Annotated in this window: 25 protein-coding genes and 1 pseudogene; 20 read left to right on the top strand and 6 right to left on the bottom strand. The window is 73.8% G+C overall.

Annotated features, from left to right (window positions below; all coding sequences use genetic code 11):
- The 4 genes from ACFV6D_RS34990 to ACFV6D_RS34975 form a co-directional block, all read left to right on the top strand.
- A partial coding sequence (locus ACFV6D_RS34990) for a hypothetical protein (protein WP_380562803.1) occupies positions 1–189 on the top strand: 189 nt, incomplete at its 5' end.
- 137 nt (positions 190–326) lie between these two features.
- Positions 327–452 (top strand): morphogenic membrane protein MmpB, encoded by a 126-nt coding sequence (gene mmpB / locus ACFV6D_RS34985; protein ID WP_279634918.1) that lies wholly within the window; start codon positions 327–329, stop codon positions 450–452.
- A gap of 97 nt (positions 453–549) precedes the next feature.
- Positions 550–1,149, top strand: a complete 600-nt coding sequence (locus ACFV6D_RS34980) for a nucleoside triphosphate pyrophosphatase (protein WP_363369180.1) — start codon at positions 550–552, stop codon at positions 1,147–1,149.
- Positions 1,150–1,437: 288 nt separating this feature from the next.
- The gene (locus tag ACFV6D_RS34975; protein ID WP_380562801.1) at positions 1,438–3,213 is read left to right on the top strand and encodes an acetyl/propionyl/methylcrotonyl-CoA carboxylase subunit alpha; all 1,776 of its coding nucleotides are present in this window, start codon (positions 1,438–1,440) and stop codon (positions 3,211–3,213) included.
- A 78-nt stretch (positions 3,214–3,291) separates the two neighbouring features.
- Here the strand turns inward: ACFV6D_RS34975 and ACFV6D_RS34970 are convergent, their stop codons facing one another.
- Both ACFV6D_RS34970 and ACFV6D_RS34965 read right to left on the bottom strand, forming a co-directional pair.
- Positions 3,292–4,248 carry a DeoR/GlpR family DNA-binding transcription regulator gene (locus ACFV6D_RS34970; RefSeq protein ID WP_380336068.1) on the bottom strand — a complete coding sequence of 319 codons (957 nt, stop codon included), beginning with the start codon at positions 4,246–4,248 and terminating at the stop codon, positions 3,292–3,294.
- 236 nt (positions 4,249–4,484) lie between these two features.
- Entirely contained in the window at positions 4,485–5,933 is a 1,449-nt protein-coding gene (locus ACFV6D_RS34965; RefSeq protein WP_380370273.1) for an NAD(P)H-quinone dehydrogenase, read from the bottom strand.
- A 99-nt stretch (positions 5,934–6,032) separates the two neighbouring features.
- Between ACFV6D_RS34965 and ACFV6D_RS34960 the strand changes: the two genes are divergently transcribed.
- Positions 6,033–6,470, top strand: a complete 438-nt coding sequence (locus tag ACFV6D_RS34960) for a gamma-glutamylcyclotransferase (RefSeq protein WP_063349076.1) — start codon at positions 6,033–6,035, stop codon at positions 6,468–6,470.
- Positions 6,471–6,495: 25 nt separating this feature from the next.
- Here the strand turns inward: ACFV6D_RS34960 and ACFV6D_RS34955 are convergent, their stop codons facing one another.
- The gene (locus tag ACFV6D_RS34955; RefSeq protein ID WP_380562799.1) at positions 6,496–7,485 is read right to left on the bottom strand and encodes a hypothetical protein; all 990 of its coding nucleotides are present in this window, start codon (positions 7,483–7,485) and stop codon (positions 6,496–6,498) included.
- A 246-nt stretch (positions 7,486–7,731) separates the two neighbouring features.
- Here ACFV6D_RS34955 and ACFV6D_RS34950 point away from each other — a divergent pair, with 246 nt between their 5' ends.
- The 6 genes from ACFV6D_RS34950 to ACFV6D_RS34925 all read left to right on the top strand — a co-directional run bounded on the left by ACFV6D_RS34950 (position 7,732) and on the right by ACFV6D_RS34925 (position 15,874).
- Entirely contained in the window at positions 7,732–9,972 is a 2,241-nt protein-coding gene (locus ACFV6D_RS34950) for a HAMP domain-containing protein (RefSeq protein ID WP_380562797.1), read from the top strand.
- Positions 9,973–9,993: 21 nt separating this feature from the next.
- Complete coding sequence (gene pgsB, locus ACFV6D_RS34945) at positions 9,994–11,343, top strand: poly-gamma-glutamate synthase PgsB (RefSeq protein WP_380562795.1); 1,350 nt, start codon at positions 9,994–9,996, stop codon at positions 11,341–11,343.
- Positions 11,340–11,822: a poly-gamma-glutamate biosynthesis protein PgsC/CapC gene (locus tag ACFV6D_RS34940; RefSeq protein ID WP_063349074.1), complete on the top strand. Its 483-nt coding sequence runs from the start codon at positions 11,340–11,342 to the stop codon at positions 11,820–11,822. Before pgsB ends, ACFV6D_RS34940 begins: the two co-directional genes overlap by 4 nt.
- 60 nt (positions 11,823–11,882) lie before the next feature.
- Positions 11,883–12,968, top strand: coding sequence for an NlpC/P60 family protein (locus ACFV6D_RS34935; protein ID WP_380562793.1), 1,086 nt, complete (start codon positions 11,883–11,885; stop codon positions 12,966–12,968).
- A 210-nt stretch (positions 12,969–13,178) separates the two neighbouring features.
- Positions 13,179–14,000 carry a purine-nucleoside phosphorylase gene (locus ACFV6D_RS34930; protein ID WP_063349072.1) on the top strand — a complete coding sequence of 274 codons (822 nt, stop codon included), beginning with the start codon at positions 13,179–13,181 and terminating at the stop codon, positions 13,998–14,000.
- 149 nt (positions 14,001–14,149) lie between these two features.
- Positions 14,150–15,874, top strand: a complete 1,725-nt coding sequence (locus ACFV6D_RS34925) for a phospho-sugar mutase (protein ID WP_380562791.1) — start codon at positions 14,150–14,152, stop codon at positions 15,872–15,874.
- Between the two features lie 63 nt (positions 15,875–15,937).
- Here ACFV6D_RS34925 and ACFV6D_RS34920 read toward each other — a convergent pair whose 3' ends face one another.
- Positions 15,938–16,612, bottom strand: a complete 675-nt coding sequence (locus ACFV6D_RS34920) for a PH domain-containing protein (protein ID WP_063349070.1) — start codon at positions 16,610–16,612, stop codon at positions 15,938–15,940.
- Positions 16,613–16,819: 207 nt separating this feature from the next.
- Between ACFV6D_RS34920 and deoC the strand changes: the two genes are divergently transcribed.
- From deoC to ACFV6D_RS34900, 4 genes are all read left to right on the top strand, one after another.
- Complete coding sequence (gene deoC / locus ACFV6D_RS34915) at positions 16,820–17,806, top strand: deoxyribose-phosphate aldolase (RefSeq protein WP_079135833.1); 987 nt, start codon at positions 16,820–16,822, stop codon at positions 17,804–17,806.
- A gap of 5 nt (positions 17,807–17,811) precedes the next feature.
- Complete coding sequence (locus tag ACFV6D_RS34910) at positions 17,812–19,287, top strand: aldehyde dehydrogenase family protein (RefSeq protein ID WP_380485362.1); 1,476 nt, start codon at positions 17,812–17,814, stop codon at positions 19,285–19,287.
- The gene (locus ACFV6D_RS34905) at positions 19,280–20,182 is read left to right on the top strand and encodes an aldehyde dehydrogenase family protein (RefSeq protein WP_380426695.1); all 903 of its coding nucleotides are present in this window, start codon (positions 19,280–19,282) and stop codon (positions 20,180–20,182) included. Before ACFV6D_RS34910 ends, ACFV6D_RS34905 begins: the two co-directional genes overlap by 8 nt.
- 246 nt (positions 20,183–20,428) lie before the next feature.
- Entirely contained in the window at positions 20,429–21,067 is a 639-nt protein-coding gene (locus ACFV6D_RS34900) for an ATP-binding protein (RefSeq protein WP_380336031.1), read from the top strand.
- A gap of 262 nt (positions 21,068–21,329) precedes the next feature.
- Here the strand turns inward: ACFV6D_RS34900 and ACFV6D_RS34895 are convergent, their stop codons facing one another.
- Positions 21,330–21,992: a SigE family RNA polymerase sigma factor gene (locus tag ACFV6D_RS34895; RefSeq protein WP_107453068.1), complete on the bottom strand. Its 663-nt coding sequence runs from the start codon at positions 21,990–21,992 to the stop codon at positions 21,330–21,332.
- Positions 21,993–22,583: 591 nt separating this feature from the next.
- On the opposite strand from ACFV6D_RS34895, the gene ACFV6D_RS34890 reads away from it, so the two are divergent.
- The 4 genes from ACFV6D_RS34890 to ACFV6D_RS34875 all read left to right on the top strand — a co-directional run bounded on the left by ACFV6D_RS34890 (position 22,584) and on the right by ACFV6D_RS34875 (position 26,005).
- A complete protein-coding gene (locus tag ACFV6D_RS34890) occupies positions 22,584–23,261 on the top strand; it encodes a response regulator transcription factor (RefSeq protein ID WP_063349065.1) in 678 nt (225 codons plus the stop codon).
- Between the two features lie 135 nt (positions 23,262–23,396).
- Positions 23,397–24,941, top strand: coding sequence for a HAMP domain-containing sensor histidine kinase (locus ACFV6D_RS34885; protein WP_063349064.1), 1,545 nt, complete (start codon positions 23,397–23,399; stop codon positions 24,939–24,941).
- Positions 24,938–25,252, top strand: a complete 315-nt coding sequence (locus ACFV6D_RS34880) for a hypothetical protein (RefSeq protein ID WP_380562789.1) — start codon at positions 24,938–24,940, stop codon at positions 25,250–25,252. The genes ACFV6D_RS34885 and ACFV6D_RS34880 overlap by 4 nt, the downstream gene beginning before the upstream one ends.
- Before the next feature lie 141 nt (positions 25,253–25,393).
- Entirely contained in the window at positions 25,394–26,005 is a 612-nt protein-coding gene (locus ACFV6D_RS34875; RefSeq protein ID WP_079135831.1) for a VanZ family protein, read from the top strand.
- Positions 26,006–26,010: 5 nt separating this feature from the next.
- Here the strand turns inward: ACFV6D_RS34875 and ACFV6D_RS34870 are convergent.
- A pseudogene (locus ACFV6D_RS34870) lies at positions 26,011–26,091 on the bottom strand (PhzF family phenazine biosynthesis protein); the annotation flags it as partial.
- A gap of 144 nt (positions 26,092–26,235) precedes the next feature.
- Between ACFV6D_RS34870 and ACFV6D_RS34865 the strand changes: the two are divergent.
- Complete coding sequence (locus ACFV6D_RS34865; RefSeq protein ID WP_380562787.1) at positions 26,236–26,718, top strand: hypothetical protein; 483 nt, start codon at positions 26,236–26,238, stop codon at positions 26,716–26,718.
- Positions 26,719–26,849 lie beyond the last annotated feature (131 nt).

Raw genomic sequence — 26,849 nt, 5'->3', positions numbered from 1 at the left:
CGCGGGGGCGCGCGCGCCGGGGGGGGGGGGGGGCCGGCGGCGGCCCGCGCCGGCGCCGCCGGCCGGGCGGGCGCGGGGGGGGGGGCCGGTGCCGGCCCGGCCGCCCCCTGGAACGACCGTTCCCGCCTGTTCCGCCAGGCCGTCCACCCGGGCGTCAACGCCTGGCGGACGTCCGGCTGGGCGAGCTGATCCGCCCGGTGCGGAGTGGGAAGTCGGCCCGTCCGACTTCCCACTCCGCACCCGTTCGGGCCCGTCCGCCCGGATTGCCCGAAAGCTGAGTACGGATACTCAGGCGCCCGGGGCCGGGCGCGGCGCACCCTGGACGTGTGCTCTGGTCAGACCCCCGCGACGAGCCCTCCCCGGAGGCCCGCCGGATGATGGAGCGGCTGCACCGGGCCGGCCGGGTGCTCGCCGCCCTCGCGATGGTGGCCGCCGTCCTCCTCCTGCTGTGACCGGCGCCCACCCGACTGCGGTGACCGCCGCTCACCCGACCGCCGCGACCGTCGTTCACCCGAACGGCGGACACCGGCACCCCCTACCCTGAGGGGCATGACCGACCAGCGCATCCTCGTCCTCGCCTCCGCCTCCCCCGCCCGCCTCGGACTGCTGCGCCAGGCGGGCCTCGACCCGCGCGTGGTGGTCAGCGGCGTCGACGAGGACGCGATCAGCGCCGCCACCCCGGCCGAACTCGCCCTGGTGCTGGCCGAGGCCAAGGCGAAGGCGGTCGCCGCCGAACTGACCGGCGGCGAGCTGGTGATCGGCTGCGACTCCGTCCTGGAGCTGGACGGCCAGGCCCTCGGCAAGCCCGCCGACGCCACCGAGGCGCTCGCCCGCTGGCAGTCGATGCGCGGCCGGGCCGGGGTGCTGCGCACCGGCCACTGCGTGATCGACACCGCGACCGGCCGGCAGTCCTCGGCGACCGCGTCCACCACCGTCCGCTTCGGCACCCCGGACGACGCCGAGATCGCCGCCTACGTGGCCTCCGGCGAGCCCCTGCACGTCGCCGGGGCGTTCACCCTGGACGGGCGCTCGGCGCCGTTCATCGAGGGCATCGACGGCGACCCGGGCAACGTCATCGGCCTCTCGCTGCCGCTGCTGCGCACCCTGCTCGCCGACCTGGACGTCCGGCTGGTCGACCTCTGGGCCTGACGGCCGGGCCCGCAGGACGGCGGCGGCCCGCCGCCCGTTCCACCGTCGTTTGAGCCGGCCGCGCGAGAGTGTGTCCGATGCCACCGGGGCACCGGACAGCGCCCGGTCACCCGCTGTGGATCCGGCCGGTTCGACCGCACCGGCCGCGACCTGCGGCGTCACCGGACGGGTGGTCGACGGGCCCCGGAAATTCATCACCGTCCGTGTGGGATAGTTCACAACCTGGGGCTACTCGCCGGTACCGCCCAGGAATCCATAAACTCGACCAGGTTCAAGAAGGGAGCCACAGTGCGCAAGGTGCTCATCGCCAACCGCGGGGAAATCGCCGTCCGCGTCGCCCGGGCCTGCTCGGACGCCGGTATCGCCAGCGTCGCCGTCTACGCCGAGCCGGACCGGGATGCGCTGCACGTCCGCGCGGCCGACGAGGCTTACGCGCTGGGTGGAGACACCCCCGGCACCAGTTACCTGGACATCGCCAAGGTCCTGAAGGCCGCAGCGGACTCCGGGGCCGACGCCGTCCACCCCGGCTACGGGTTCCTGTCGGAGAACGCCGACTTCGCCCAGGCCGTCCTCGACGCGGGCCTGACCTGGATCGGCCCGCCCCCGCAGGCCATCCGCGACCTCGGTGACAAGGTCACCGCCCGGCACGTGGCGCAGCGCGCCGGCGCGCCGCTGGTCGCCGGCACCCCGGACCCGGTCTCGGGTGCCGACGAGGTGGTCGTGTTCGCCCGGGAGCACGGCCTTCCGGTCGCCATCAAGGCGGCCTTCGGCGGCGGCGGCCGCGGCCTCAAGGTCGCCCGCACGCTGGAGGAGATCCCGGAGCTGTACGAGTCCGCGGTGCGCGAGGCCGTCGCCGCCTTCGGCCGCGGCGAGTGTTTCGTCGAGCGCTACCTGGACAACCCGCGGCACGTGGAGACCCAGTGCCTCGCGGACAAGCACGGCAACGTGGTGGTCGTCTCCACCCGTGACTGCTCGCTGCAGCGCCGGCACCAGAAGCTGGTCGAGGAGGCGCCCGCGCCGTTCCTGACCGCCGAGCAGAACGCCGAGCTGTACCGGGCGTCCAAGGCCATCCTGAAGGAGGCCGGCTACGAGGGCGCCGGGACCTGCGAGTTCCTGGTGGCGCTGGACGGCACGATCTCCTTCCTGGAGGTCAACACCCGGCTGCAGGTCGAGCACCCGGTCACCGAGGAGGTCACCGGACTCGACCTGGTCCGCGAGATGTTCCGGATCGCCGACGGCGAGGAACTGGGCTACGGCGACCCCGAGGTGCGCGGCCACTCGTTCGAGTTCCGCATCAACGGCGAGGACCCGGGCCGGGGCTTCCTGCCCGCGCCCGGCACCGTGACGCTGTTCGCGCCGCCGTCCGGCCCGGGCGTCCGGCTGGACTCCGGCGTGGAGACCGGCTCGGTCATCGGCCCGGCCTGGGACTCCCTGCTGGCCAAGCTGATCGTCTCCGGCCGGGACCGCAAGCAGGCCCTGGAGCGGGCCCGCCGCGCGCTGAACGAGTTCAAGGTGGAGGGCATGGCCACCGCCATCCCGTTCCACCAGGCGGTCGTCACCGACCCGGCGTTCGCGCCCGAGGTGCACGGCGGCGAGGGCCCGTTCACGATCTACACCCGGTGGATCGAGACCGAGTTCGACAACACCATCCCGCCGTTCGCGGGCGCGGCCGGCGACGGCGAGGAGGCCGAGGGCCGCGAGACCGTCGTGGTCGAGGTCGGCGGCAAGCGGATCGAGGTCTCGCTGCCGTCCTCGCTGGGCGTCTCGGCGGCCCCGGCGGCCGGTACGGCGGGTGCCGCGAAGGCCAAGCGCCGGGTGGGCGCCAAGAAGGCCGGTTCGGCCGTCAGCGGTGACACCCTGGCCTCGCCGATGCAGGGCACCATCGTCAAGGTCGCCGTCGAGGAGGGCCAGGTCGTCGCCGAGGGCGAGCTGATCGTGGTCCTGGAGGCGATGAAGATGGAGCAGCCGCTGAACGCGCACAAGGCGGGCACCGTCGTCGGCCTCAAGGCCGAGGTGGGCGCGAGCGTCAGCAGCGGCGCCGCGCTGTGCGAGATCAAGGACTGACGCGCTCCCTGGAGCACCGGCCGGCCCGTACCCCCTCGGGGGTGCGGGCCGGCCGCGTTCGCGCGGCGGTACGGGCCCTCAGCGCCCTCGCGGGAGGCCCAGCTCGGCCAGCCTGGCCGGCAGGCCGCCCGGACCGCCCGGACCGCCGTGCGCGCCCGGCCGGCGCTGGCCGGGCAGCGGGGCGCCGCCGGGGGGCGGGGCGGGGCGGCGCGCCAGCGGGCCGGGCTGGGTCTGGTGGACGGGCCCGCTGCCGGTGCCGTGCACCGGGGCGTCCCCGGTGGGGGCGGCGCCGAGCGGCGCCAGGTCGATCTGCACCCCGCAGTCGGCGATCGCGTCGAGTTGCCGGGCGGTGCCGTCGTCGGCGGTCGCCTGCTCGTCCGTGACCAGCCGGGTGATGTTCTCGGTGGGCACGGTCTGGAACATGGAGTCCGCGCCGAGCTTGGTGTGGTCGGCGAGGACGATGACCTCGTTGGCCGACTGCACCAGCGCCCGGTCCACGCTCGCGGACAGCATGTTGGCGGTGGACAGGCCCCGCTCGGCGGTCAGCCCGCTGCCGGAGATGAAGGCCTTGGAGACCCTCAGCCCGTGCAGGGACTGCTCGGCACCGCTGCCGACCAGCGCGTAGTTGGAACCCCGCAGGGTGCCGCCGGTCATCACCACCTCCACCCGGTTGGCGTGCGCCAGCGCCTGGGCGACCAGCAGCGAGTTGGTGACCACGGTGAGGCCGGGCACCCTGGCCAGCCTGCGGGCCAGCTCCTGGGTGGTGGTGCCGGCGCCGACCACCACCGCGTCCCCCTCCTCCACCAGGCCGGCGGCGAGGTCGGCGATGGCGCTCTTCTCCGCCGCGGAGAGGTGGGTCTTCTGCGGGTAGCCGGGTTCGCGGCTGAAGCCGCCGGGGAGCACCGCGCCGCCGTGCCGGCGGTCGAGGAGCCCTTCTGCCTCCAGTGCCCGTACGTCGCGGCGCACGGTCACTTCGGAGGTCTGGACGACGCGGGCCAACTCCCGGAGCGAGACCGCTCCGTTGGCGCGCACCATTTCGAGGATCAACTGGCGACGTTCTGCTGCAAACACAGAACCGACGGTAACCTGCGTGACCGTCTGCTTTCAGGCGTTTGCAGCTAGTAGCTGGAATTGCTCACGCAAGAGCGGCGCGTGACCGTACAATACGCGCCGTCAGCAGCCCGGGACTGCGCCCGCCGTCCGGGTGACGATCACTCCTGCGCAAAAGGCGGCCACCGATCGGCAGCCGCCCTCAACTGTGCGCCGGAGGCTCAGGATTCGCCCTCGACCCGCTTGCGGATGTGCAGCTGCCGGGCGGCCTCGGCGGTCGAGCCGGAGACCGACGGGTAGACGGTGAAGGCGCTGGCCACCTGTTCGACGGTCAGATTGGCGTCCACCGCGAGCGCGATCGGGTGGATGAGCTCGCTGGCCCGCGGGGCGACGACCACGCCGCCCACCACGATGCCGGTGCCCGGGCGGCAGAACAGCTTCACGAAGCCGTCCCGGATGCCCTGCATCTTCGCCCGCGGGTTGCCGCGCAGCGGCAGCTTGACCACGACCGCGTCCATCTTGCCGCACTCCACATCGGCCGCGGTGTAGCCGACGGTGGCGATCTCCGGGTCGGTGAAGACGTTGGAGGCGACGGTCTTCAGGTTCAGCGGCTGCACCGCGTCGCCGAGCGCGTGGTACATCGCGATCCGGCCCTGCATGGCCGCCACCGAGGCGAGCATGAAGACGCCGGTGCAGTCGCCGGCCGCGTAGACGCCCGGGGCGCTGGTGCGGGAGACCCGGTCGACCTGGATCTGGCCCCAGTCGTTGAGCTTGACCCCGGCCTCCTCCAGGCCCATCTGCGCGGTGTTGGGGATCGAGCCGACCGCCATCAGGCAGTGCGTGCCCTCGATCACCTTGCCGTCGGCGAGGGCCACCTCGACCCGGTCGCCGATCCGCTTGACGCTCTCGGCGCGCGAGCGGCCCATCACGTTCATGCCGCGGCGGCGGAAGACGTCCTCCAGCACCTCGGCGGCGTCCGGGTCCTCGCCCGGCAGCACCCGGTCGCGCGAGGAGACCAGGGTGACCTTGGAGCCGAGCGCCTGGTAGGCACCCGCGAACTCCGCGCCGGTCACACCGGAGCCGACCACGATCAGCTCGCGGGGCAGCTCCTCCAGGTCGTACACCTGGGTCCAGGTGAGGATCCGCTCGCCGTCCGGCTGGGCGTCCGGCAGCTCGCGGGGGTGGGCGCCGGTGGCGATCAGCACCGCGTCGGCGCGCAGCGACTGGACGGTGCCGTCCGGCGCGTCCACCAGCACCTCGCGGGAGCCGTCCACCGCCTGCCCGCCGCCGCCGAGCCGGCCGCGGCCGCGCAGCACGGTGACCCCGGCCCGGGTGACCGACTGGGTGATGTCGTGGGACTGCGCGATCGCCAGTCGCTTCACACGGCGGTTGACCTTGCCCAGGTCCACGCCGATGACCTTGGCCGCGTCCGCGGCCTCGTCCTGCGCGACGGTGATGCCCAGCTCCTCGTACGAGCTGTCGAAGGTGGTCATCACCTCCGCGGTCGCGATCAGGGTCTTCGACGGCACGCAGTCGGTGAGCACCGCCGATCCGCCCAGACCGTCGCGGTCGACGACGGTCACCTCCGCGCCGAGCTGCGCGGCCACCAGCGCAGCCTCGTAGCCGCCGGGTCCGCCACCGATGATCACGATCCGAGTCACGTGCACCATTGTCCCGCACGCCGGGAACGCCGCCACGCCGGGGTCCGGGCTTCTGTGCGATCGCCCAGTCGCCGCGGACCGTCCATCCACCGGGCTAGTCTTCCCCCCATGCCCCTTTACGCCGCGTATGCCACCAACCTCGATGCACGGCAGATGACCCGCCGCGCCCCGCACTCACCACTGCGCGGCACCGGGTGGCTGGACGGCTGGCGGCTCACCTTCGGCGGTGAACAGCTCGGCTGGGAGGGCTCGTTGGCCACCGTCGTCGAGGACGGGAAGGACCAGGTCTTCGTCTCGCTGTACGACGTCGCGCCGATGGACGAGGAGGGCCTGGACCGCTGGGAGGGCGTCCAGCTCGGCATCTACCGAAAGATCAAACTGCGCGCGCAGACCCTGGACGGCGACACCCCGGTCTGGACGTACGTGCTCAACGACTACGAGGGCGGCCTGCCCGCGGCCCGCTACCTCGGCCTGGTCGCCGACGCCGCCGAGAGCGCCGGCGCCCCGCACGACTACGTGATGGACCTGCGCCGCCGTCCCTGCTAGCCCTGGACCTGCTAGCTCTGGCCTGCTAGCCCTGACCCGCGGCCCAGCCGCGGGCCGTCTGCGCCAGCACCCCGGCCACCGCCGCGCGGCGGGCCGGCTCGGTGCGCAGCCCGTTGCCCAGCTCGACGTGCAGCCACGGCACGCCGAGCCCGGCCGCGAACCGGCCCTCGACGTTGGTGGTGCCCCCGAGCTGCCCGCACTTCTCCCGCCACGCCCGGCAGGCCGCGTACCCGGCCTTCCCCAGCCCCGTGGCGGTCAGCTCGGCGGCCGGGCCCGGCTGGCCGGCGCCGCTGGAGACCACCGCGTCCTGCCCGGGCAGGCTGCCCTCGTCGAAGCCGTGCACCTGGATGCCGGGCAGGCCGCGCCCGGTGAGCGCCTCGACCACCGCCGCGAAGACCGTGTCGGCGCGGTGCGCGACGTCCGAGGCACCATCCGCCCCGGCCCGGCGGTGCGCCCCGGCGAGCACCAGCACCCCGCCCGGCGCGGCCCGGAAGAGGTCCACCCCGAGCGCCTCGGTACGGGCGTCCGAGACCGGGTGGGGCACCTGCACGGACCAGCCCGTCCGGGCCGAGAGGTCCAGGTAGACCCGGCCCCAGCCGCGGCCCTCGGCGTCCGTGCCGTCGGCGATCTCCGCCACCCGGCGGCCGGTCGCCGCCTCGGTGAACTCGGTGAGCCGGTAGCCGACCCGCGCCAGCGAGCGCCCGGCCTGCTCGGCCTGCCCGTCCAGCGCGCCGAGCACGCCGTCGGCGATCGCCCGGCGCTGCCCGGCGTCCGGCGCGGTGTACGGGCCGCCTGCGGTGAACCCGGCGGTGTACCCGTCGACCAGGGCCGCCAGGTCCACCGGGGCGGGCCCGGTCGGTCCGCTCCGGCCCGCCGGGGCGCCCGCCGCAGCGCCCGCCGCCGGCCGCTCGGCGGAGCCGCGCACGGCCAGCGTCAGCACCGCCGCGAGCGCCGCCAGCACCAGCAGCACCGCCGCCGACAGCAGCAACGGGCGTCGCGAACCCCGAGTCTCCATGGCCGTCGAACCTACCGTGCCGCCCGCCGCGGACCACCGGGGGCCGCCCGGGGCCGCGCACCACGCCCGGTTCGCGGAAAGAGATCTCCAAGCGGCATCCGATCGACACCGAAACGTGACAACTTTTCGAAATCTCCTTCGTACGCTGTTCCGGCTTGACCAACTCTTGATCAGTACTTGACCGACGAGAAGGCCGGCGGACCTCCCGGGGACAGGTGCGCCGAGCCCCGAGAAGAACGAGGCCCCGTGAGCACGGCACCCAACCCGCCGCGACAGCACCGCTATCGCCGCCGGGCCGACATGCCGCTGCTGGGAGGCATCCGCCCGCCCATCGCGCTGCTGCTGGTGCTGCTGCTCGCCGTCGCCGCCATCACCGCGCTCGCCGTCGGCGGGCTGCGCGTCGACGACACCCCGCAGGCCGTCCGGGAGTCCCACCAGTACGCCGCCGAGGACACCGCGGCCTCGCTGCGCGCCGGGCTGCACGAGAGCGCCACCGACCTGCGCCGGGCCGCCGCCCGCTACGACGCCGCGCCCGCCGAGCCGGCCGCGGTGCTGTCCGCGCTCGGCCAGGCGTACCACAAGTGGCGCGGCACGGCAGTGGTCCGCCCCGACACCGGCAGGCTGCTCGCCGCCCGCGGCGAGACCGTGCCGCTGGCCGGCCTCGACCTCAGCCGGGTCACCGACACCGCGCCCGCGCCCGTCCTGGTGCCCTCCGCCGCCGGCACCCGGCTGCTCACCTTCGCCCTGGTCGCCACCAAGGCCGACGGCCGCGCCCTGCTCGTCGCCTCCGACAACCTGCGGCTGCCCGGCATCGCGACCCGCAAGGAACAGACCATCCAGGTCCTCGACGCCGCCGGCGCCGTCCTGGACAGCACCGGCGCCGAACTCGGCGCCGAGGCCGACCGCGCCGTGGTCACCGGTGCCCGGGAGCGCGCCGCCCGCGAGCGCCCGGCCCCCGGCGGGACGGCCGCCGGCAGCCTGGCCGGCAGCCCGGACGCCAAGGGCGTGCGCCGGGTCGCCGGCTACGCCGCCGTCGCCGCCGCGGGCGGGCACGACCCGGCCGCCCCGCTCGGCCTGACCGTGGTCTCCACCAGCACCGTCGACGGCAAGCCCGGCAGCCTGCGCCACCCCGCGCTCGGCCTGGCCGCCGCCGGCGCGCTGCTCGCCCTGGCCCTGCTGCTCGCGTGGTACCTGAGCCGCAGCCTCCAGCGGCCGCTGCTGCGGCTGTTCCTGGAGTCCCGCCGGCTCACCCGCGGCGAACGGCTCGACCTGCCGGTCCGCGGCCCGAAGCGGAGGGAGGCCGGCCGGATCGCCCGCGCCCTGGAGGAGCTGCGGCTGCAACTCCTCGACCCGGTCCGCCCGCCGGCCCCCGCCGCGCCGAAGCGCCGCCCCGGCACCGCGCTGCCGCTGGCGCTGTGCGCCGTCCTGGTGCTCGGCTGGTCCGGCCCGCTGCTGTTCCTGGGCGGCAACGACCCGACCGTACGGGTCCCCACCCAGGTGGTGGCGGGCCAGCGCGACCGCACCGACACCGCCGCCGACCGGATCCGCCAGGCACTCAACGAGGGCTACGCGGACCTGCGTTCGCTCGCCCCCGAACTCGCCGGCGCCTCCGTCGGCAAGGCCGACGCCCTGCTGCGCGCCACCCTCGCCGAGCACGACCGCTACCGCGCGCTGTACGTCCTCGGCGCGAACGGCGAGGTCCTCGCGCACGCCGGCGACGCCCCGCACCGCACCGGCCCGCAGGCCCTCGGCGCGAGCGGCGTGCTGCTGCTCAACAGCTCCGGCCGGGAGCCCCGGATCGCCGCCCGCGCAGCCCTCACCGCCGCCCCCGCCGACGCGGAGTCGGAGGGCGCCGCCGAGCCGCCCGGGCCCGTGCTGATCGGCGAGTTCAAGACGGACTTCCTCAGCGGGCTGCTGGTCCGCCCCGGCCTCGGCCGGGTCTGGCTGGTCGACGACCGGCAGCGGGTGCTCGCCGCCAACGAGGGCTACAGCTCCTTCGGCGAGCTGCCCGAGGGCCGCGCCAGGGCCCTGCTGGCCCAGGCGAGGAAGTCGGCCGCCGCCGAGGTGCTGCGCGGCGGCGGCGACCCGGCGCTGTTCGCCGCCGCCCCGCTCGGCGGCAACGGCAGCGTGGCCAAGCTGGGCTGGTCGGTGGTCACCGCCCACCCGGTGGCCTGGCTGCACCTGGACGAGAACCGGGCCGACCGGCGGGCCGTGCTGGCCGGCATGCTCGGCCTGGCCGCGGCCGCGCTCTGCCTCGGCTGGCTGTTCATCGCGGTCGGCCTGCCGCTGCGCCGGCTCGCGGCGAGCGCCGAGGCGCTGGCCGCCGGGGACCGCCGGACGGTGCTCTACCCCGTCCACCATGACGAGGTCGGCGCCGTCGCCCGGAGCCTGGAGCTGATCCGCCAGGAGCTGGTCCGTCAGGAACCGGCCCGCCCCCGCCGCACCGCCGCCCCCGAGTCCGTCCCCGTGCCCGCGCACGCCCGCTGAGCCCCGCCCGAAGGACCTCCCGTGCTCTTCCTCTACGTCGTGCTGCTGGTGTGCTGCGCCGTGCTGCTGGTGGCCGGCATCGTCGAGCAGCGCCGGCACTTCGCCGCGCTGGAACAGATCCCGACCCGGGTGCTGGTCAACGGCATCCGCGGCAAGAGCTCGATCACCCGGCTCTGCGCGGGCGCGCTGCGCGGCGGCGGGCTGGTGACGGTCGCCAAGACCACCGGCACGGCGGCCCGGTTCATCCACCCGGACGCCACCGAGGAGCCGGTCTACCGCAAGTTCGGCATCGCCAATGTGGTCGAGCAGATCGGCATCGTCCGCCGCGCCGCCACCTACCGGCCGGACGCCCTGGTGATCGAGTGCATGGCCGTCATGCCGGCGCTCCAGGAGGTCAACCAGACCAAGCTGATCCGCTCCACCATCGGCGTGCTGTGCAACGTCCGCGAGGACCACCTCGCCGAGATGGGCCCGACCCTGGACGACGTCGCCCGCTCGCTGTCCCGCTCGATGCCGGTCGGCGGGGTGTGCGTCACCGCCGAGCAGGAGCGCGCGCACATCCTTCGCGCGGAGGCGGCCCGCCGCGACTGCGAACTGATCGTGGTGGACCCGGAGTCGGTCACCGACGAGGAACTGCGCGGGTTCAGCTGGTTCACCTTCAAGGAGAACGTGGCGATCGCCCTGGCCGTCGCCGAACTCCTCGGCGTGGAGCGGCGGACCGCGCTGCGGGGCATGTGGGCGGCCCCGCCGGACCCGGGCGTGCTGTCCGTCGAGCGCTACCGCACCGAGGACGGCAAGCGGCTGCGCTTCGCCAACGTCTTCGCCGCCAACGACCCCGAGTCCACGCTGATGAACGTCCGCCAGCTGGAGGGCCTGGGCGCGATCCACCGCCCGCTCAACGTGGTGATCAACTGCCGCCCGGACCGGGTGGAGCGCAACGGCCAGATGGGCCAGATCGTGCCCGAGCTCGACCCGGACGCCGTGTTCCTGATCGGCCACCCCACCAGGAGCGCCCGGGACGGCATCCCCGCCGGGTGGTCCGGCCGGGTGGTCGACCTCGGCGGCGACAGGCGCGACCCGGCCCGGCTGACCGCCGAACTGCTGGCCGAACTCGGGCCGGACTCCTCGCTGGTGGCCGTCGGCAACATCCACGGCCAGGGCGAACTGTTCCTGGAGGAGCTGGCCCGGCTCGCCCCCGACGAGGCCCCGGACGCGCCCGGCGCCCCCGAACTCCCGTACCACGAGCCCGAACCGCTCTACCCCGAGCCGGTGTACGACTCCGCGTACCAGCCCGTCCACCACCCCGAACCGCTCCCCGACTCCTGGTTCGAGCCCCACCCCCGCACCCCCCACCACGGAGACCAGCAGTGATCCCCACCGAGCTCACCCCCGAGATCGCCGCCATCGGCATCGCGCTCGGCCTGGTCTTCTCGCTCGTCTGCTACCTGACCACCAACCTCTCCCCCGGCGGCATGATCACCCCCGGCTGGCTGGCCCTCACCCTGGTCGAGGACCTCCAGCGGGTGGCCATCGTGATCGGCGTGACGGTGCTGACCTACCTCGCCACCCGGGTGGTCCAGAAGCTGGTGATCCTGTACGGCAAGCGGCTGTTCGCCGCCGTGGTACTGATCGGCGTGCTGCTGCAGGCCACCGTGATGCTGGTCCTCCAGCGCGAACTGCCCACCCTGTACGCCAACCAGACGCTCGGGTTCATCGTCCCCGGCCTGATCGCCTACCAGCTGGTCCGCCAGCCCCGGGCGGCCACCCTGATGGCCACCAGCACGGTGACGCTCGCCAACTACGTGGTGCTCACCGCCGGCGTCCTGCTCGGCGCACTGCCCGGCACCTGATCCCCCCGTTCAGGAACCCCCGCCAGGAATCCCCGCAGGAACCCCCAGGAAGACCCCCCGATGCCCGTCACCCGCAAGTCCCTGCTCAGCGGCGGCCTCGCCGTGGCCCTGCTGGCCGCCAGCGGCTACCTCACCGTCCAGCTGCGCGACCGCGACCACGACCGGCCGTCGGACCCGGGCGGCGGCGCGCCGCTGATCACCAGCGCCGCCGTGCCGGGCCCCACCCAGGGCACCGCCGCCGAGTACCGCTACGAGCGGCTGGGCGGACCGGACCGCACGGTGGTCCGGGACGCCCGCGGCGGCGTGGTCGCCACCCTGACCGACAGCGCCCGCACCGCCGTCCTGGCCGGCCCGAGCCGCACCTTCGCCGAGCCGGGCACCACCACGGCCACCGTGGTGACCGACACCTGGGTCCGGCTGATGCCGCAGCCGTGGCGGCCGGGCGCCGAGCAGGAGGGCTGGTTCCGCACCTGGTTCCAGCAGTCGCTGGGCTCCACCGCGGACGACGTGCTGGCGGTGGCCACCCAGTACCTGGCCGGCGCGGCGCCGGAGAAGGACGCCAAGGGCGTGCGGTTCAAGGGCGACGCCTCCTTCGGCCCGCTCAACCCGAACGGTTCGGTGGGCAACGACCTGCGGCTGGAGCAGACCGACTTCCTCGACTACCTCGGCGTTCCGTACACGTTCGCCGACAAGGTGGCCAAGCAGCCGGACAGGACCCGGTACGGCGCCTTCGACTGCTCCGGGTACGTCCGGATGGTCTACGGCTACCGCTCCGGTTACCCGCTGCTCTCCAAGGACGTGGCCGGCCCCGGCCTGCCGCGCAGCGCCAACGGCCTGGCCCGGGTCGGCCCGGGCGTCCCGGTGCTGCCGCTGACCACCGCGCCGGGCTCGGACACCACCCTGCGGCCGGCCTCGATCGACCCGCTCCAGCCCGGCGACCTGGTGTTCTTCGAGATCGACGCCCGCACCGGCGCCCGGCTCGACCACACCGGCATCTATCTGGGCCTGGACACCGACGGCCACCCCCGGTACATCTCCAGCCGGGAGGAGGCGGACGGCCCGACCTTCGGCGACAAGGGCGGCACCGCGCGGCTGGACGACAACGGCCTGTACGCGAAGGGGCTGCGCAGCGCGAAGCGGCTCTGAACCCGGGCCCGGCCCGCACCGCCTGCGGTTCGACCCCGCACCGACCTCGCACCGACCCCGCACCGGCCTCGCACCGACTTGTACGTACCGACGAGCGGCGTCACCCGAAAGGCGCCACCGAGCTGTGCTTTCGGGTCAACCGGGTAACGATCCGGCATGCCGCGCCGGATTTTCTACGCGCGTAGTCGAATCCCGTCTATCCTCGGAGCCGTGAACGCATCTCCTCAGTCGGTCGTCTCCGCCGACCCCTACGCCGCCGCCCAGGCCGCCGCCGAGCGCCTGCGCGAGCTGACCGGTGCCGAGCGGCACGACGTCGCCCTGGTGATGGGCTCCGGCTGGGTGCCGGCCGCCGATGCCCTGGGCGAGACCGTGGCCGAGTTCCCGGTCACCGAGCTCCCGGGCTTCCCCGCCCCCGCCGTCGCCGGCCACGCCGGCACGATCCGCTCGGTGAAGATCGGCGACAAGCGCGCCCTGATCTTCCTCGGCCGCAACCACTACTACGAGGGCCACGGCGTGGCCACCGTCGTCCACGGCGTGCGCACCGCCGCCGCGGCCGGCTGCGGCATCATCGTGCTGACCAACGGCTGCGGCGGTCTGCGCGAGGGCTGGGTCCCCGGCCAGCCGGTCCTGATCAGCGACCACATCAACCTGACCGCGGACTCCCCGATCGTCGGCGCCAACTTCGTCGACCTCACCGACCTGTACTCCAAGCGCCTGCGCGCGCTCTGCCACGAGGTGGACCCGAGCCTGGACGAGGCCGTCTACGTCCAGTTCCGCGGCCCGCACTACGAGACCCCGGCCGAGGTCAACATGGCCCGGGTGATCGGCGGCGAGCTGGTCGGCATGTCCACCACCCTGGAGGCCATCGCCGCCCGCGAGGCCGGCTCCGAGGTGCTCGGCATCTCGCTGGTCACCAACCTGGCCGCCGGCATCACCGGCGAGCCGCTCAACCACGCCGAGGTGCTGGAGGCCGGCAAGGCCTCCGCCGAGCGCATGGGCGAGCTGCTCGCGAAGGTCCTTGAGCGGATCTGACGCCCGGCTGGCGCACAATCATGAGCGACGGGGCCCTCGGCCGTGATCCCCTGATCACGCCCCGCGGGCCCCGTCCGCATGTGCCCACCCCTTCTTTGCGGAACCCTCCGGCCGACCAACCGACGCACTTCCCGATGGAGCAGGCAGCCATGACGCAGGCAACCACCACCGACCTCCTCGCCCGGGCCCGAACCTGGCTGGCCGAGGACCCCGACCCGCAGACCCGCGAGGAGCTGACCGCCCTGCTCGCCCGGGCCGAGGACCCGGCGGCCGAGACGGACGGCAAGCTCGCCTGGTCGGACCTCGCCGAGCGCTTCGCCGACCGGCTCCAGTTCGGCACCGCCGGCCTGCGCGGCGAACTGGGCGCGGGCCCGATGCGGATGAACCGCGCCGTGGTGATCCGGGCCGCCGCCGGCCTGGTCGCCTACGTCAAGCAGCAGAACCTGGGCGACCTGGTCGTGATCGGCTACGACGCCCGCCACAAGTCCTACGACTTCGCCCGGGACACCGCCGCCGTGGTGGTCGGCGCCGGCCTGCGCGCCGCGCTGCTGCCGCGCCCGCTGCCGACCCCGGTGCTCGCCTTCGCCGTCCGCCACCTGGGCGCGGCCGCCGGCGTCACCGTGACCGCCAGCCACAACCCGCCGCAGGACAACGGCTACAAGGTCTACCTGGGCGACGGCTCGCAGATCGTCCCGCCGGCCGACGCCGGGATCGCCGCCGAGATCGACGCGATCAGTTCGCTCCACGACGTCCCGCGCGCCGAGGACGGCTGGGAGGTGCTCGGCGAGGACGTCATCGAGGCCTACCTGGCCCGGGCCGTCTCGATCGTCGACGAGCACAGCCCGCGCAACCTCGACGTCGTCTACACCCCGATGCACGGCGTCGGCCGCGACACCCTGGTCGCCGCCTTCCGCCGGGCCGGCTTCCCGGCGCCCACCGTCGTCGCCGAGCAGGCCGAGCCCGACCCGGACTTCCCGACCGTGGCCTTCCCCAACCCGGAGGAGCCGGGGGCGATGGACCTCGCCTTCCGCACCGCCGCCTCGGTCGGCCCCGACATCGTGATCGCCAACGACCCGGACGCCGACCGCTGCGCGGTGGCCGTCCCGGTCCTCGCCAACGCGGCCGGCAGCGGCAACGGCACCTCCGGCTGGCGGATGCTGCGCGGCGACGAGGTCGGCGCGCTGCTCGGCGCGGCCCTGGTCGCCAAGAAGGCCGAGGGCGTCTTCGCCACCACCATCGTCTCCGCCACCCTGCTGGGCCGGATCGCCGAGGCCGCCGGCCTGGGCTACGCCGAGACGCTGACCGGCTTCAAGTGGCTCGCCCGCGCCGAGGGCCTGCGCTACGGCTACGAGGAGGCGCTCGGCTACTGCGTCGACCCGCAGGGCGTCCGGGACAAGGACGGCATCACCGCCGCCCTGCTGGTCGCCGAACTGGCCGCCACCCTCAAGACGTCCGGCCGCACCCTGACCGACCTGCTGGACGACCTGGCGCTGGAGCACGGCCTGCACGCCACCGACCAGCTGTCCGTCCGCGTGCAGGACCTCTCTCTGATCGCCGACGCCATGCGCCGGCTGCGCGAGCAGCCGCCGACCGTCCTGGCCGGCCTCCGGGTCACCCGTGCGGACGACCTGTCGGCGGGCTCCGCCGAGCTGCCGCCCACCGACGGCCTGCGCTACTACCTGGCCGGCGAGGCCGTCCGCTCGGCCCGCATCGTGGTCCGCCCGTCCGGCACCGAGCCCAAGCTCAAGTGCTACCTGGAGGTCGTCCTCCCGGTCGCCACCGCCGCCGACCTCACCGCCACCCGCGAGCGGGCCGCCGAGCTGCTCGAAGCGGTCAAGCGCGACCTGGCCGAGGCCGCGGGCATCGCCGCCTGACGCCCGCCCGTACGAGAAGGGGCCCGCCGGTCGCGTACCGGCGGGCCCCTCGCGTGCTTCGGCTCAGACCGCGATCACCGTGATCAGCGCGGCCAGGCCGGCCAGCGTCGGCGCGATCACCCACCAGCACCACGCCACCTCGACCGGGCCGGCCGCGTCGGGGCGGCGGGCGTTGCGCTCGGCCATCTCCTGGAGCACGTTGGTCACCTGGTCGGACCAGGCGCGGGTCGGGTCGGGCGAGCCCTGCACCACCGGGTTGGTCTGGCGGCCGAACACCATCCCCATCCGGGAGGCGTGCTCGGCGCCGCCGCGCTGCTGGGCCCGGGTCGCCCGCTTGCGCTGCCGCAGCGACACCGGCACCGCCCACACCTGGTACTTCTTGCCCCCGGCCAGCAGCTCGACCGAGTACCCCGCGCGCAGCGCGTCCACCGAGGCCCACGGCGCGGTGATCGTCCGCCACGGGTTGCGCACCAGCAGCCGGCTGCTGTCCGCCAGCACCGCCGGGCGCAGCGTGTAGGCGATCACCGGGAAGGCGAACAGCGGTACCGCCGCGAGCGAGACGTACGGCGTCTTCCCCGTCCCGTTCAGCACCGCGTCGCCGATCAGCCAGGCGGCGACGGCCAGCAGCAGCACTCCGGAGATCACACCGGGGACAGAGCGGTACACGCGGTCCGCGTACGCGGGATCCCCGTCGGGGGCGGCGGAACCCTTGCGGGGCTTGCCGTGGGAATCGGTCATGCCGTCGATTCTGCCCCATGCCCCCCACGGAGAGGTCTCGGTCCGGCATCGAATGCCGCCCCCGGACCACCCGGTCGCCGGTCGCCGCGCCTCCCGCGTGTACACGCCCCCTGCCGCCCCTCCGCCTCCCCCGAGGTCTCGGTCCGGCCACGAAAGGCAGGCCCCCTAGCGGTCGACTACGCGCGTAGATATGCTGCTCTGGTGACTATGTCCACTGTTGCAGCCAATGCCCTCGGCGTTGCGGGCAGCGGCCTTCAGGACGTTGCGGCGTCCGAGGCCTCGCTCCGCCGCTTCCTGCACGGCCTGCCCGGCGTCGACCAGGTCGGCCTTGAGGCGCGTGCCGCCACCCTCGGTACCCGCTCGATCAAGACCACGGCGAAGGCGTACGCCATCGACCTGTCGATCTCGATGATCGACCTGACCACGCTGGAAGGCGCGGACACGGTCGGCAAGGTGCGCGCCCTGTGCGCCAAGGGCAGGACCCCCGACCCGACCGACCCGACCACCCCCCGCGTCGCCGCCATCTGCGTCTACCCGGACATGGTCGCCACCGCGAAGGACGCCCTGCGGGGCACCGACATCCAGGTCGCCTCGGTGGCCACCGCCTTCCCGGCCGGCCGCGCCGCCCTCCCGGTGAAGCTCGCCGACACCGCCGACGCGGTCGCCGCGGGCGCCGACGAGATCGACATGGTGATCGACCGGGGAGCCTTCCTCTCCGGCCGCTACTACGACGTCTTCAACGAGATCGTCGCCGTCAAGGAGGCGTGCAAGCGCCCGGACGGCACCAGCGCCCACCTCAAGGTGATCTTCGAGACCGGCGAGCTGCAGACGTACGACAACGTGCGCCGCGTCTCCTGGCTGGCGATGCTGGCCGGCGCCGACTTCATCAAGACCTCCACCGGCAAGGTCGCCGTCAACGCGACCCCGCCGGTCACCCTGCTGATGCTGGAGGCGGTCCGCGACTTCAAGGCGCAGACCGGCGTCCAGGTCGGCGTGAAGCCCGCCGGTGGGATCAAGACCACCAAGGACGCCATGAAGTACCTGGTGATGGTCAACGAGACCCTCGGCGACGACTGGCTGAGCCCGCACTGGTTCCGCTTCGGCGCCTCCAGCCTGCTCAACGACCTGCTGATGCAGCGCCAGAAGCTCACCACCGGACGCTACTCCGGCCCCGACTACGTGACGGTGGACTGATCACCATGGCCAAGAAGAAGAACATCGAGGAGCCCGTGAAGGCCTCCGGCCTCTTCGCCTACGCCCCGGCCCCGGAGTCCCCCGCCGCCGCGGGCGACATCGCCACCTCCTACGGCCACTTCATCGGCGGCGAGTTCGTCGACTCCTCCGGCAGCGAGGCCCTGAAGACGGTCAACCCGGCCACCGAGCAGGTGCTCGCCGAGTTCGCCCAGGGCACCGACGAGGACGTGGACCGCGCGGTCGCCGCCGCCCGCAAGGCCTTCGCCGACTGGTCGGCGCTGCCGGGCAGCGAGCGCGGCAAGTACCTGTTCCGGATCGCCCGGATCATCCAGGAGCGCAGCCGCGAGCTGGCCGTGCTGGAGTCGATCGACAACGGCAAGCCGATCCGCGAGACCCGCGACTTCGACATCCCGACCGTCGCCGCGTGGTTCTTCTACTACGCCGGCTGGGCGGACAAGCTGGACTACGCGGGCTTCGGCGCGAACCCGCGCCCGCTGGGCGTGGCCGGCCAGGTCATCCCGTGGAACTTCCCGCTGATGATGCTGGCGTGGAAGATCGCGCCCGCCCTGGCGACCGGCAACACCGTCGTCCTCAAGCCGGCCGAGACCACCCCGCTGACGGCCCTGCGCTTCGCCGAGATCTGCCGCCAGGCCGGTCTGCCGAAGGGCGTCGTCAACATCGTCACCGGCGACGGCCGCACCGGCGCCGCGCTCACCGCGCACCCGGACGTCAACAAGGTCGCCTTCACCGGCTCCACCCCGGTCGGCAAGGCGATCGCCAGGCAGCTGGCCGGCAGCCGCAAGAAGCTGTCGCTGGAACTGGGCGGCAAGGCCGCGAACATCGTCTTCGACGACGCGCCGATCGACCAGGCGGTCGAGGGCATCGTCAACGGCATCTTCTTCAACCAGGGCCACGTCTGCTGCGCGGGCTCGCGCCTGCTGGTCCAGGAGTCGATCCAGGACGAGCTGCTGGACGCCCTGAAGCGCCGGATGTCCACCCTGCGGGTCGGCGACCCGCTGGACAAGAACACCGACATCGGCGCCATCAACTCCGCCGCCCAGCTGGCCCGGATCACCGAGCTGACCGACGCCGGCGAGGCCGAGGGCGCGGACCGCTGGTCGCCCGAGTGCGAACTCCCGGGCACCGGCTTCTGGTTCAAGCCGACCCTGTTCACCGGCGTCAGCCAGGCCCACCGGATCGCCCAGGAGGAGATCTTCGGCCCGGTCCTGTCGGTGCTGACCTTCCGCACCCCCGACGAGGCGGTCGCGAAGGCCAACAACACCCCGTACGGCCTCTCCGCCGGCATCTGGACGGAGAAGGGCTCGCGCATCCTGTGGACGGCGAGCCGGCTCAAGGCCGGCGTGGTCTGGGCCAACACCTTCAACAAGTTCGACCCGACCTCGCCGTTCGGCGGCTACAAGGAGTCGGGTTACGGCCGCGAGGGTGGCCGCCACGGTCTGGAGGCCTACCTCGATGTCTGATGTCGCGACGCGTCTTGACGTCCTCAAGACCTACAAGCTTTACGTCGGCGGGAAGTTCCCGCGCTCCGAGAGCGGGCGGGTGTACGAGGTGACGGACGCCAAGGGCCAGTGGCTCGCCAACGCTCCGCTGGGCACCCGCAAGGACGCCCGCGACGCCGTCCTGGCCGCCCGCGCGGCGGTCAAGGGCTGGGCCGGCACCACCGCGTACAACCGCGGCCAGGTGCTGTACCGGGTGGCCGAGATGCTGCAGGGCCGCCGCGAGCAGTTCGCCGCCGAGGTCTCGGCCGCCGAGGGCATCGGCCCGAAGAAGGCCGCCGCGCTGGTGGACGCCGCGATCGACCGCTGGATCTGGTACGCGGGCTGGACGGACAAGGTCGCCCAGATCGCGGGCGGCGCCAACCCGGTCGCCGGCCCCTTCTTCAACCTCTCCACCCCGGAGCCGACCGGCGTGGTCGGGATCGTCGCCCCGCAGGCCGGGTACGGGCACTCGCTGCTCGGCCTGGTCTCGGTGATCGCCCCGGCGATCGCCACCGGCAACACGGTCGTGGTCGCGGCCGCCGCGGACGCCCCGCTGCCGGCCCTGTCGCTGGGCGAGGTGCTCGCCACCTCGGACGTCCCCGGCGGCGTGGTCAACATCATCTCGGGCAGGACCGCCGACATCGCGCCCACCCTGGCCTCGCACCAGGACGTCAACGCGGTGGACCTCACCGGCGCGATCGCCGCCGACGGCCCCGGCGCGCCGCAGGCGCTGGAAGCGGCCGCTGCGGATACCCTGAAGAGGGTGGTCCGTCCGGAGCTGGACCCGTTCGCCCAGGACTGGACCAATGCGCCCGGTACCGACCGGCTACTCTCGTTCCTGGAGACGAAGACGGTCTGGCACCCGATGGGGATCTGACCGCCCCGTCGACCACCGAGTAACAACTCCACAGACTGGCCGTCCCCAGTGCCCTCTCCCCCCCAGGGCCCGGACGGTCATTGGACGGACCCGCGCCTCTCCCCCCCTGGCGCGGGTCCGTCGCCTTTCCGTGCCGTTTCGACGCCGTTTCGCCGCCGTCCTCCGGCTCGCCGATCCGCGGGGCCCGCAGAAGGTGTGATCCGACGGGTTTCGGCATCGGGCCCGGATGCGTCAGACTGGTGTCCCGTGAGTGACGACCCGCTGAATCCTGTGCCGACGACCCACGCCCGGGTCGTCCTGCTGTCCGGCCCCTCCGGCTCCGGGAAGTCCTCGCTCGCCGAGCGCAGCGGGCTGCCGGTCCTGCAACTGGACGACTTCTACAAGGACGGGGACGACCCCACCCTGCCGCTGCTGCCCGACGGCGCGGTCGACTGGGACTCCCCGCTCGCCTGGCACCGCGACCAGGCGGTCGCCGCGATCCGCAGCCTCTACGAGACCGGCCGCGCCGACGTCCCGGTGTACTCGATCCCGGACAACGGCCGGATCGCCACCCGCGCCCTGGAGCTGGACGGCGCCCCCGCGTTCATCGCCGAGGGCATCTTCGCCGCCGAGATCACCGCCGAGTGCGCCGCCGAGGGCCTGCTCGGCGATGCCCTGTGCCTGCGCAACGGCGCGCTCACCACGGCCTGGCGCCGGCTGCGCCGGGACGTCCGGGAGGGCCGCAAGTCGCTGCCGGTGCTGCTGCGCCGCGGCTGGCGGCTGATGCGCGCCGAGCGCTCCATCGTCGGGCGGCAGGTCACCCTGGGCTCCCACCCGTGCGCCGGGGCCGAGGCCGAGCGCCGGATCCGCGCCGCGGCCGGGCGGCGGGAGCTGTCCTCCGTCTGAGCCGCCCTCCGTTGGGGCCGTGCTCCGTTCGGGCCGTCCTCCGTTCGGGTGGGCCGGCTCCGGGCGGGGGCTCGACGCGGAACGAAGACACGAAGAACGACGGGCCCGGTGCGTCTCCCCCGCACCGGGCCCGTCGCCTTCCCCGAACGGCCGTCGGGCTCCCCGTGTTCACCGCTCCCCCGAGCCGGCGTCCACGCACCGCGACCGTCCGCTACCCGTCCCCCGACGGGAGTTCCACTCCTTCGCGTCACCCGCGTCCGCGTCAGGCGACCAGCTCGCCGAACGCCCGGACGGTGTCGCCCGACTTGTTCAGGTGCTCGTCCTCGCGCAGCCGGCGCAGCGCCCGCCAGATGCTGCTCTTGACCGTGCCGACGCTGATCCCCAGCACGTCGGCGATCTCCGGGTCGGTCTTGCCCTCGTAGTACCGCAGCACCAGCATGGTGCGCTGGTTCTCCGGAAGCTTCGCCAGCGCCTGCCAGAGCACGGTGCGCAGCTCGGTGCCGCCCATCGCGTCGGTGTCGCCGGCCGTCTCCGGCAGCTCCTCGGTCGGGTACTCGTTGACCTTGCGGCGCCGCCAGGCGGAGATGTGCAGGTTGGTCATGGTGCGGCGGAGGTACCCGCCGACCGCGGCCTTGTCGGTGATCCGGCCCCAGGCCCGGTAGGTGCTGAAGAGCGCGCTCTGCAGCAGGTCCTCGGCCTCGTAGCGGTCACCGGTGAGGTGGTACGCCGTGGCGTACAGGGAGGCGCGGCGCTCACGCACGTACGCGGTGAACTCCGTGATGTGGTCCTCCGCGACGGCCGGGTGCTCCCCCTGCGCGTCCGCCCGTCCCGCCTCGGTGGTGCGGGCCGCCGCCGGGTTCAGCTGCAGCAACGTCGCACCGGCGGCCTCGCGGCCGGCCGACTCCCCCGAGCCGACCGTCCGCAGACCGTTCCCGCCGACGCCCCGGTTCCCCGCCGGAGCGTCCTTGCCCTCGACGCGGACGGGGAGGATCCCCCGCAGCGTGAGGGTGTTGCCGGAGTCGGCCGCGTTCCCCACCCGGCCGATCCCGAACAGCTCCCCCGTCCTGGCGCCGCCGCTCACCCGGCGGGCGACAGGGTTTCCACCGGTGCTGTGCGCGCACCCCCGTACGGTCACGGCACCGGAGTTCTCGTCGGTCCTGACCTCGTACCGGGTCCGCGGGGCGGTGGCTGACGAACGCGCGGTGCGGACAGCCGGGTTGGTCCGGGTCTGAAGCATGGCGTTCATCGTGCGCCCCCTGGGTCGGTACGAGCGGTTCCTGTTGCCGCCTTCCAGCCGGCCGGGTTGGCCCGCTGTCCTGCGGCGACATGGAAAATCTTGCCCGCCGGTTGTGATGACGCTGTCCGCCGACTGTCACAGGGGTGTCACAGGGGCGGGCCTTTCGTCCCGGTCCGCCTCCCTCCGTACCGGACGCCGGTAGTGCTCCTTCCGGTTCCCATACGGTCGGTGACCGGTCCTGGGGGTGATTCGACGCTTCGAGTGGGCCAAAATGGGGCCGTGCCTTTCCTCCTTCTGATCGAGGACGACGACGCCATCCGGACCGGCCTCGAACTCGCCCTCACCCGCCAGGGCCACCGCGTGGCCACCGCCGCCTCCGGCGAGGACGGTCTGAGGCTCTTCAAGGAGCAGCGGCCCGACCTGATCGTGCTGGACGTCATGCTGCCCGGAATCGACGGCTTCGAAGTCTGCCGCCGCATCCGCCGCACCGACCAGCTGCCGATCATCCTGCTGACCGCCCGTTCGGACGACATCGACGTGGTGGTCGGCCTGGAGTCCGGCGCCGACGACTACGTGGTCAAGCCGGTGCAGCCGCGGGTCCTGGACGCCCGGATCCGGGCCGTGCTTCGGCGCGGCGAGCGGGAGAGCTCCGACTCCTCCGCGTACGGCACCGTGGTGATCGACCGGGCGGCGATGACCGTCACCAAGGACGGGCAGGACCTCCAGCTCACCCCGACCGAGCTGCGGCTGCTCCTGGAGCTCAGCCGCCGCCCCGGCCAGGCGCTCTCCCGCCAGCAGCTGCTGCGGCTGGTCTGGGAGCACGACTACCTGGGTGACTCCCGTCTGGTGGACGCCTGCGTGCAGCGGCTGCGGGCGAAGGTCGAGGACGTGCCGTCCGCGCCGACCCTGATCCGCACCGTCCGCGGGGTGGGCTACCGGCTGGACCCGCCGGCCTGAGTGCCTCTCCCGTCCTCCTGTCTGCCGTCCTCCTGCTTCCCGTCCTCCTGCTTGCCGCCCGCCCGATCCGCCTGGGCCGCCCGAAATTCCTGAACTCCCTGAACTCCCTGAACTTCCGTACGACGACAGGCTCTTGTGACTGATCATCAGACGACGGCCCGCCGCTTCGCCGCGGGCCCGTGGCGCAGGCTGCGCTCCCTGCGGGTACGGCTGATCGCGGTGTTCGCGGCGGTCGCGCTGCTCGCCGCCGTCTCGGCCTCCGGCATCGCCTACTGGCTGAACCGCGACGCGGTGCTCAAGCGCGCCCAGGACACCGCGCTCAACGACTTCCGGGTCTCGCTCAGCCGCAACGTCTCCGAGCTGCCGCTGAACGCGAGCTGCCCGGACCTGACCGCGCTCGCGTCCACCGTCGCCAGCTCCGGGCTGAGTTACGACGTGGTCGTGGCCGACCCGGCGCACCCGGAGTGCACGGCCTCCTCCGACCCGGGGCAGTTCACGCTGGCCGACGTCCCGGCGGCGCTGCAGTCCACCGTCGCCCGGCAGCGCGAGGTCACCGAGAACAACCCGTACCCGTACCACCTGTACTGGCAGCGGCAGAACCTGGCGGGCCAGCCGTTCCTGATCGGCGGCACCAAGGTGGTGCCGACCGGCCCGACGGCGTACATGTTCAAGTCGCTGGAGAACGAACGCAAGGACCTCAACACGCTGGGCTGGTCGCTGGCCATCGCCACGCTGCTCGCGCTGATCGGCTCGGCGCTGCTCGCCCAGGCCGCCTCGTCGACCGTGCTGCGGCCGGTCAAGCGGCTCGGCGACGCCGCCCGACGGCTCGGCCAGGGACACCTGGACACCCGGCTGGAGGTCGAGGGCGGGGACGAACTCGCGGACCTGGCGAGGACGTTCAACCGGGCCGCGGAATCGCTGCACGAGCAGGTCGAGGAGTTGAGCGCGCGCGAGGCGCAGAGCCGGCGGTTCGTCGCCGACATGTCGCACGAGCTGCGCACGCCGCTGACCGCGATGACCGCCGTCACCGACATCCTGGAGGACGAGGCCGAGTCGCTGGACCCGATGATCGCGCCGGCCGTACGGCTCGTGGTCAGCGAGACGCGGCGGCTGTCCGACCTGGTGGAGAACCTGATGGAGGTGACCCGCTTCGACGCCGGCACCGCCAAGCTGGTCGCCGACGAAGTGGACATGGCCGACCTGATCATGTCCTGCATCGACGGCCGGGCCTGGTACGACGCCGTCGAACTGGACGCCCCGCGCGGCATCCTGGCCGTGGTCGACCCGCGCCGGCTCGACGTGGTCTTCGCCAACCTGATCGGCAACGCGCTCAAGCACGGCGGCTCCCCGGTGCGGGTCAAGGTCCGGCAGACCGCGGGCTCGGTCGTCATCGAGGTCTCCGACAGCGGCCCGGGCATCCCCGAGGACGTGCTGCCGCACGTCTTCGACCGGTTCTACAAGGCGGACCGGGGACGGGCCCGCTCGGAGGGCAGCGGCCTGGGGCTGTCGATCGCGATGGCCAACGCACAGATCCACGGGGGCACGATCACGGCGGCGAACGGGGAGGTCGGGGCGGTGTTCACGCTGACGCTGCCGCTGGCCCCGCCGCCTCCGCCGAACGAGGGCGAGACCGGTGACGGCCTTGTCGGCGACTCCGCCCAGGACAAGGACGCCACGTGACCGCCCCCACCCGCACCGCCCTGCGCCGCGCCGCCGGCGCCCTGCTGCTGCTCGCGCTCGCCTCCGGCTGCGGCATCCGGCCGACCGCCGTCCCGGTGGACGCGGGCGCCCCGGCCAGCCGGACGGCCTGCCCGACCGCCCCGCACATACCGACCGCCCTGGCCACGCCCTCGGCGCCCACGCCGACCCCGCCGGCCCCCGGCGCCGCCAAGGCCGGTGTGAGCCCGAGCCCGTCGCCCACGGTGGTGCCCGCCACCCCGCCGGCCGACAACGTGTTCGGCGCGGTGCCGACCGCGGCACCCTGCCGGTAGCCCCGCCTGCCCGTCGTCCGTCTGCCCGTCTGCCTGTCGCCCCGCCGTTCGGCCCCGGGGCGGCGGGGCGACCGGGGGCGCGCCCCGGAATGTTCACGCCCGGGGGGAACCACCGCGCCACCGCTCCACGTCCTTCCCCCCGTGCAGCGAGATGGCACCAGGACACGCGACGAGCGTTCCGGCGCACGGACCAGGAACCGGCCGGCGGCGGCCGTCCACCGTCCCCTTCGAACAGCCGGACTGGCGGGCCTGACCTGCCACCTGGCCCTCGTCCTCTGGCTGGTGGTGCTGAGGCCGCTGCCGGTTCCCTGGGTGTACGACACCAACCTGACGCCGCTGGCCTCCCTCCGCTCCTCCACCGGCTGGCAGGTGGTCGGCGAATTCCTCCTGCTGGCCCCGCTCGGCGTGCTGCTCCCGCTGGCCGGCGGCCGGCTGCGGGCCCCCTGGCTGCCGTCCTTCCTACGCACCACCGGCGCCTCCGCCCTGCTGGCGACCGGCCTGGAGTTCCTCTCCTCCTGGACGCCCGGGCACGTCCTCAACGTCGACCACATACTGCTCGCCGTGATCGGGGTGGCCATCACCCACCTGGCCCTCGTCCCCGGCCTGCGGCGGCTGCTGCGCGACCGGCGGCCGCGGGTCCGGATGCCGGTGCCCGCGTCCGGGGCCGCGCCCGCGCCGAAGGTGACCACCCTGGTCGGCCCGCCGGTCGCGCGCGCCCGCGCCTACGCCGAGCCCACGCCCCCCACCCGCTGAGGCCCGCCCTCCCGCACCACGGCGAGTGCGTTCCCGCACTCGCCGCCGGGGCCGCAAAAGACCCGCAGCACCTCATAGTCAGTCATTTCCCACCCCGTCAATTGCCGTTCCGTCGGGGTGCGACGACTCCGTGATGAAAAGGCGACGCCGAATGTCGGCCGCCTCCGGTAACCTGCGCTGTCGCCCCAAAGGCTTCACCGTCTTATCCCCCGTCCCACAGGAATCCCCCCTTGAACAATCTCAATTTCAGCGCCGAGCCGCTTTTCTCCTGGTACGTCGTCGCGCTCGCGATCAGCGGTGCCGCCATGCTGGTCCTCGGAGCGGTCAATCCCGGTAGCGGCCTGAAGGTCGGCTGGCGAATCCTCAACGTCCTCGCAGGCCTCGGATTCCTGGGGTACGCCTACTACCTCGCGTTCGTCTTCGAAGGCGGCCGGTACGAAATCTTCCTCAAGGCGTTCATCCTCCCGATCGCGCTGATCGCCAGCTCCGTGAAGGCGATCGTCGAGCGCGGCAACGCCAAGAACCAGCAGCCGGCCCCGCAGGCGGCGTCGTACGACCCCAACGCCCCGCAGGCGGCGCCGTACGACCAGCCCGTCCCGCCGCAGGGCGCCGCGCCGCAGGGTGCGCCGTACGCTCCGCCGGCGCAGCCCGTGCCGGACAACCCGTACGCGCAGCCGGTGCCGCCGGCCGGGCAGTCCGGGCAGGCGCAGTAGCCGCCTGCTGATCCGCCGCCGGGGGGGGGGGGGGGGGGGGGGGGGCGCCGGGGGCCCCCCCCCCCCCGCGGCGGGGGGGCGCGGGGGGGGGCGCGCGGGGGGGGCGCCCCGGGGGGGGCGCGGGCCGCTGT

Source organism: Kitasatospora sp. NPDC059812 (genome assembly GCF_042732075.1).
Taxonomy (GTDB): domain Bacteria; phylum Actinomycetota; class Actinomycetes; order Streptomycetales; family Streptomycetaceae; genus Kitasatospora.
Note: the sequence above shows the minus strand (reverse complement) of the source record. Positions and strands in the feature narration are given on the sequence as shown.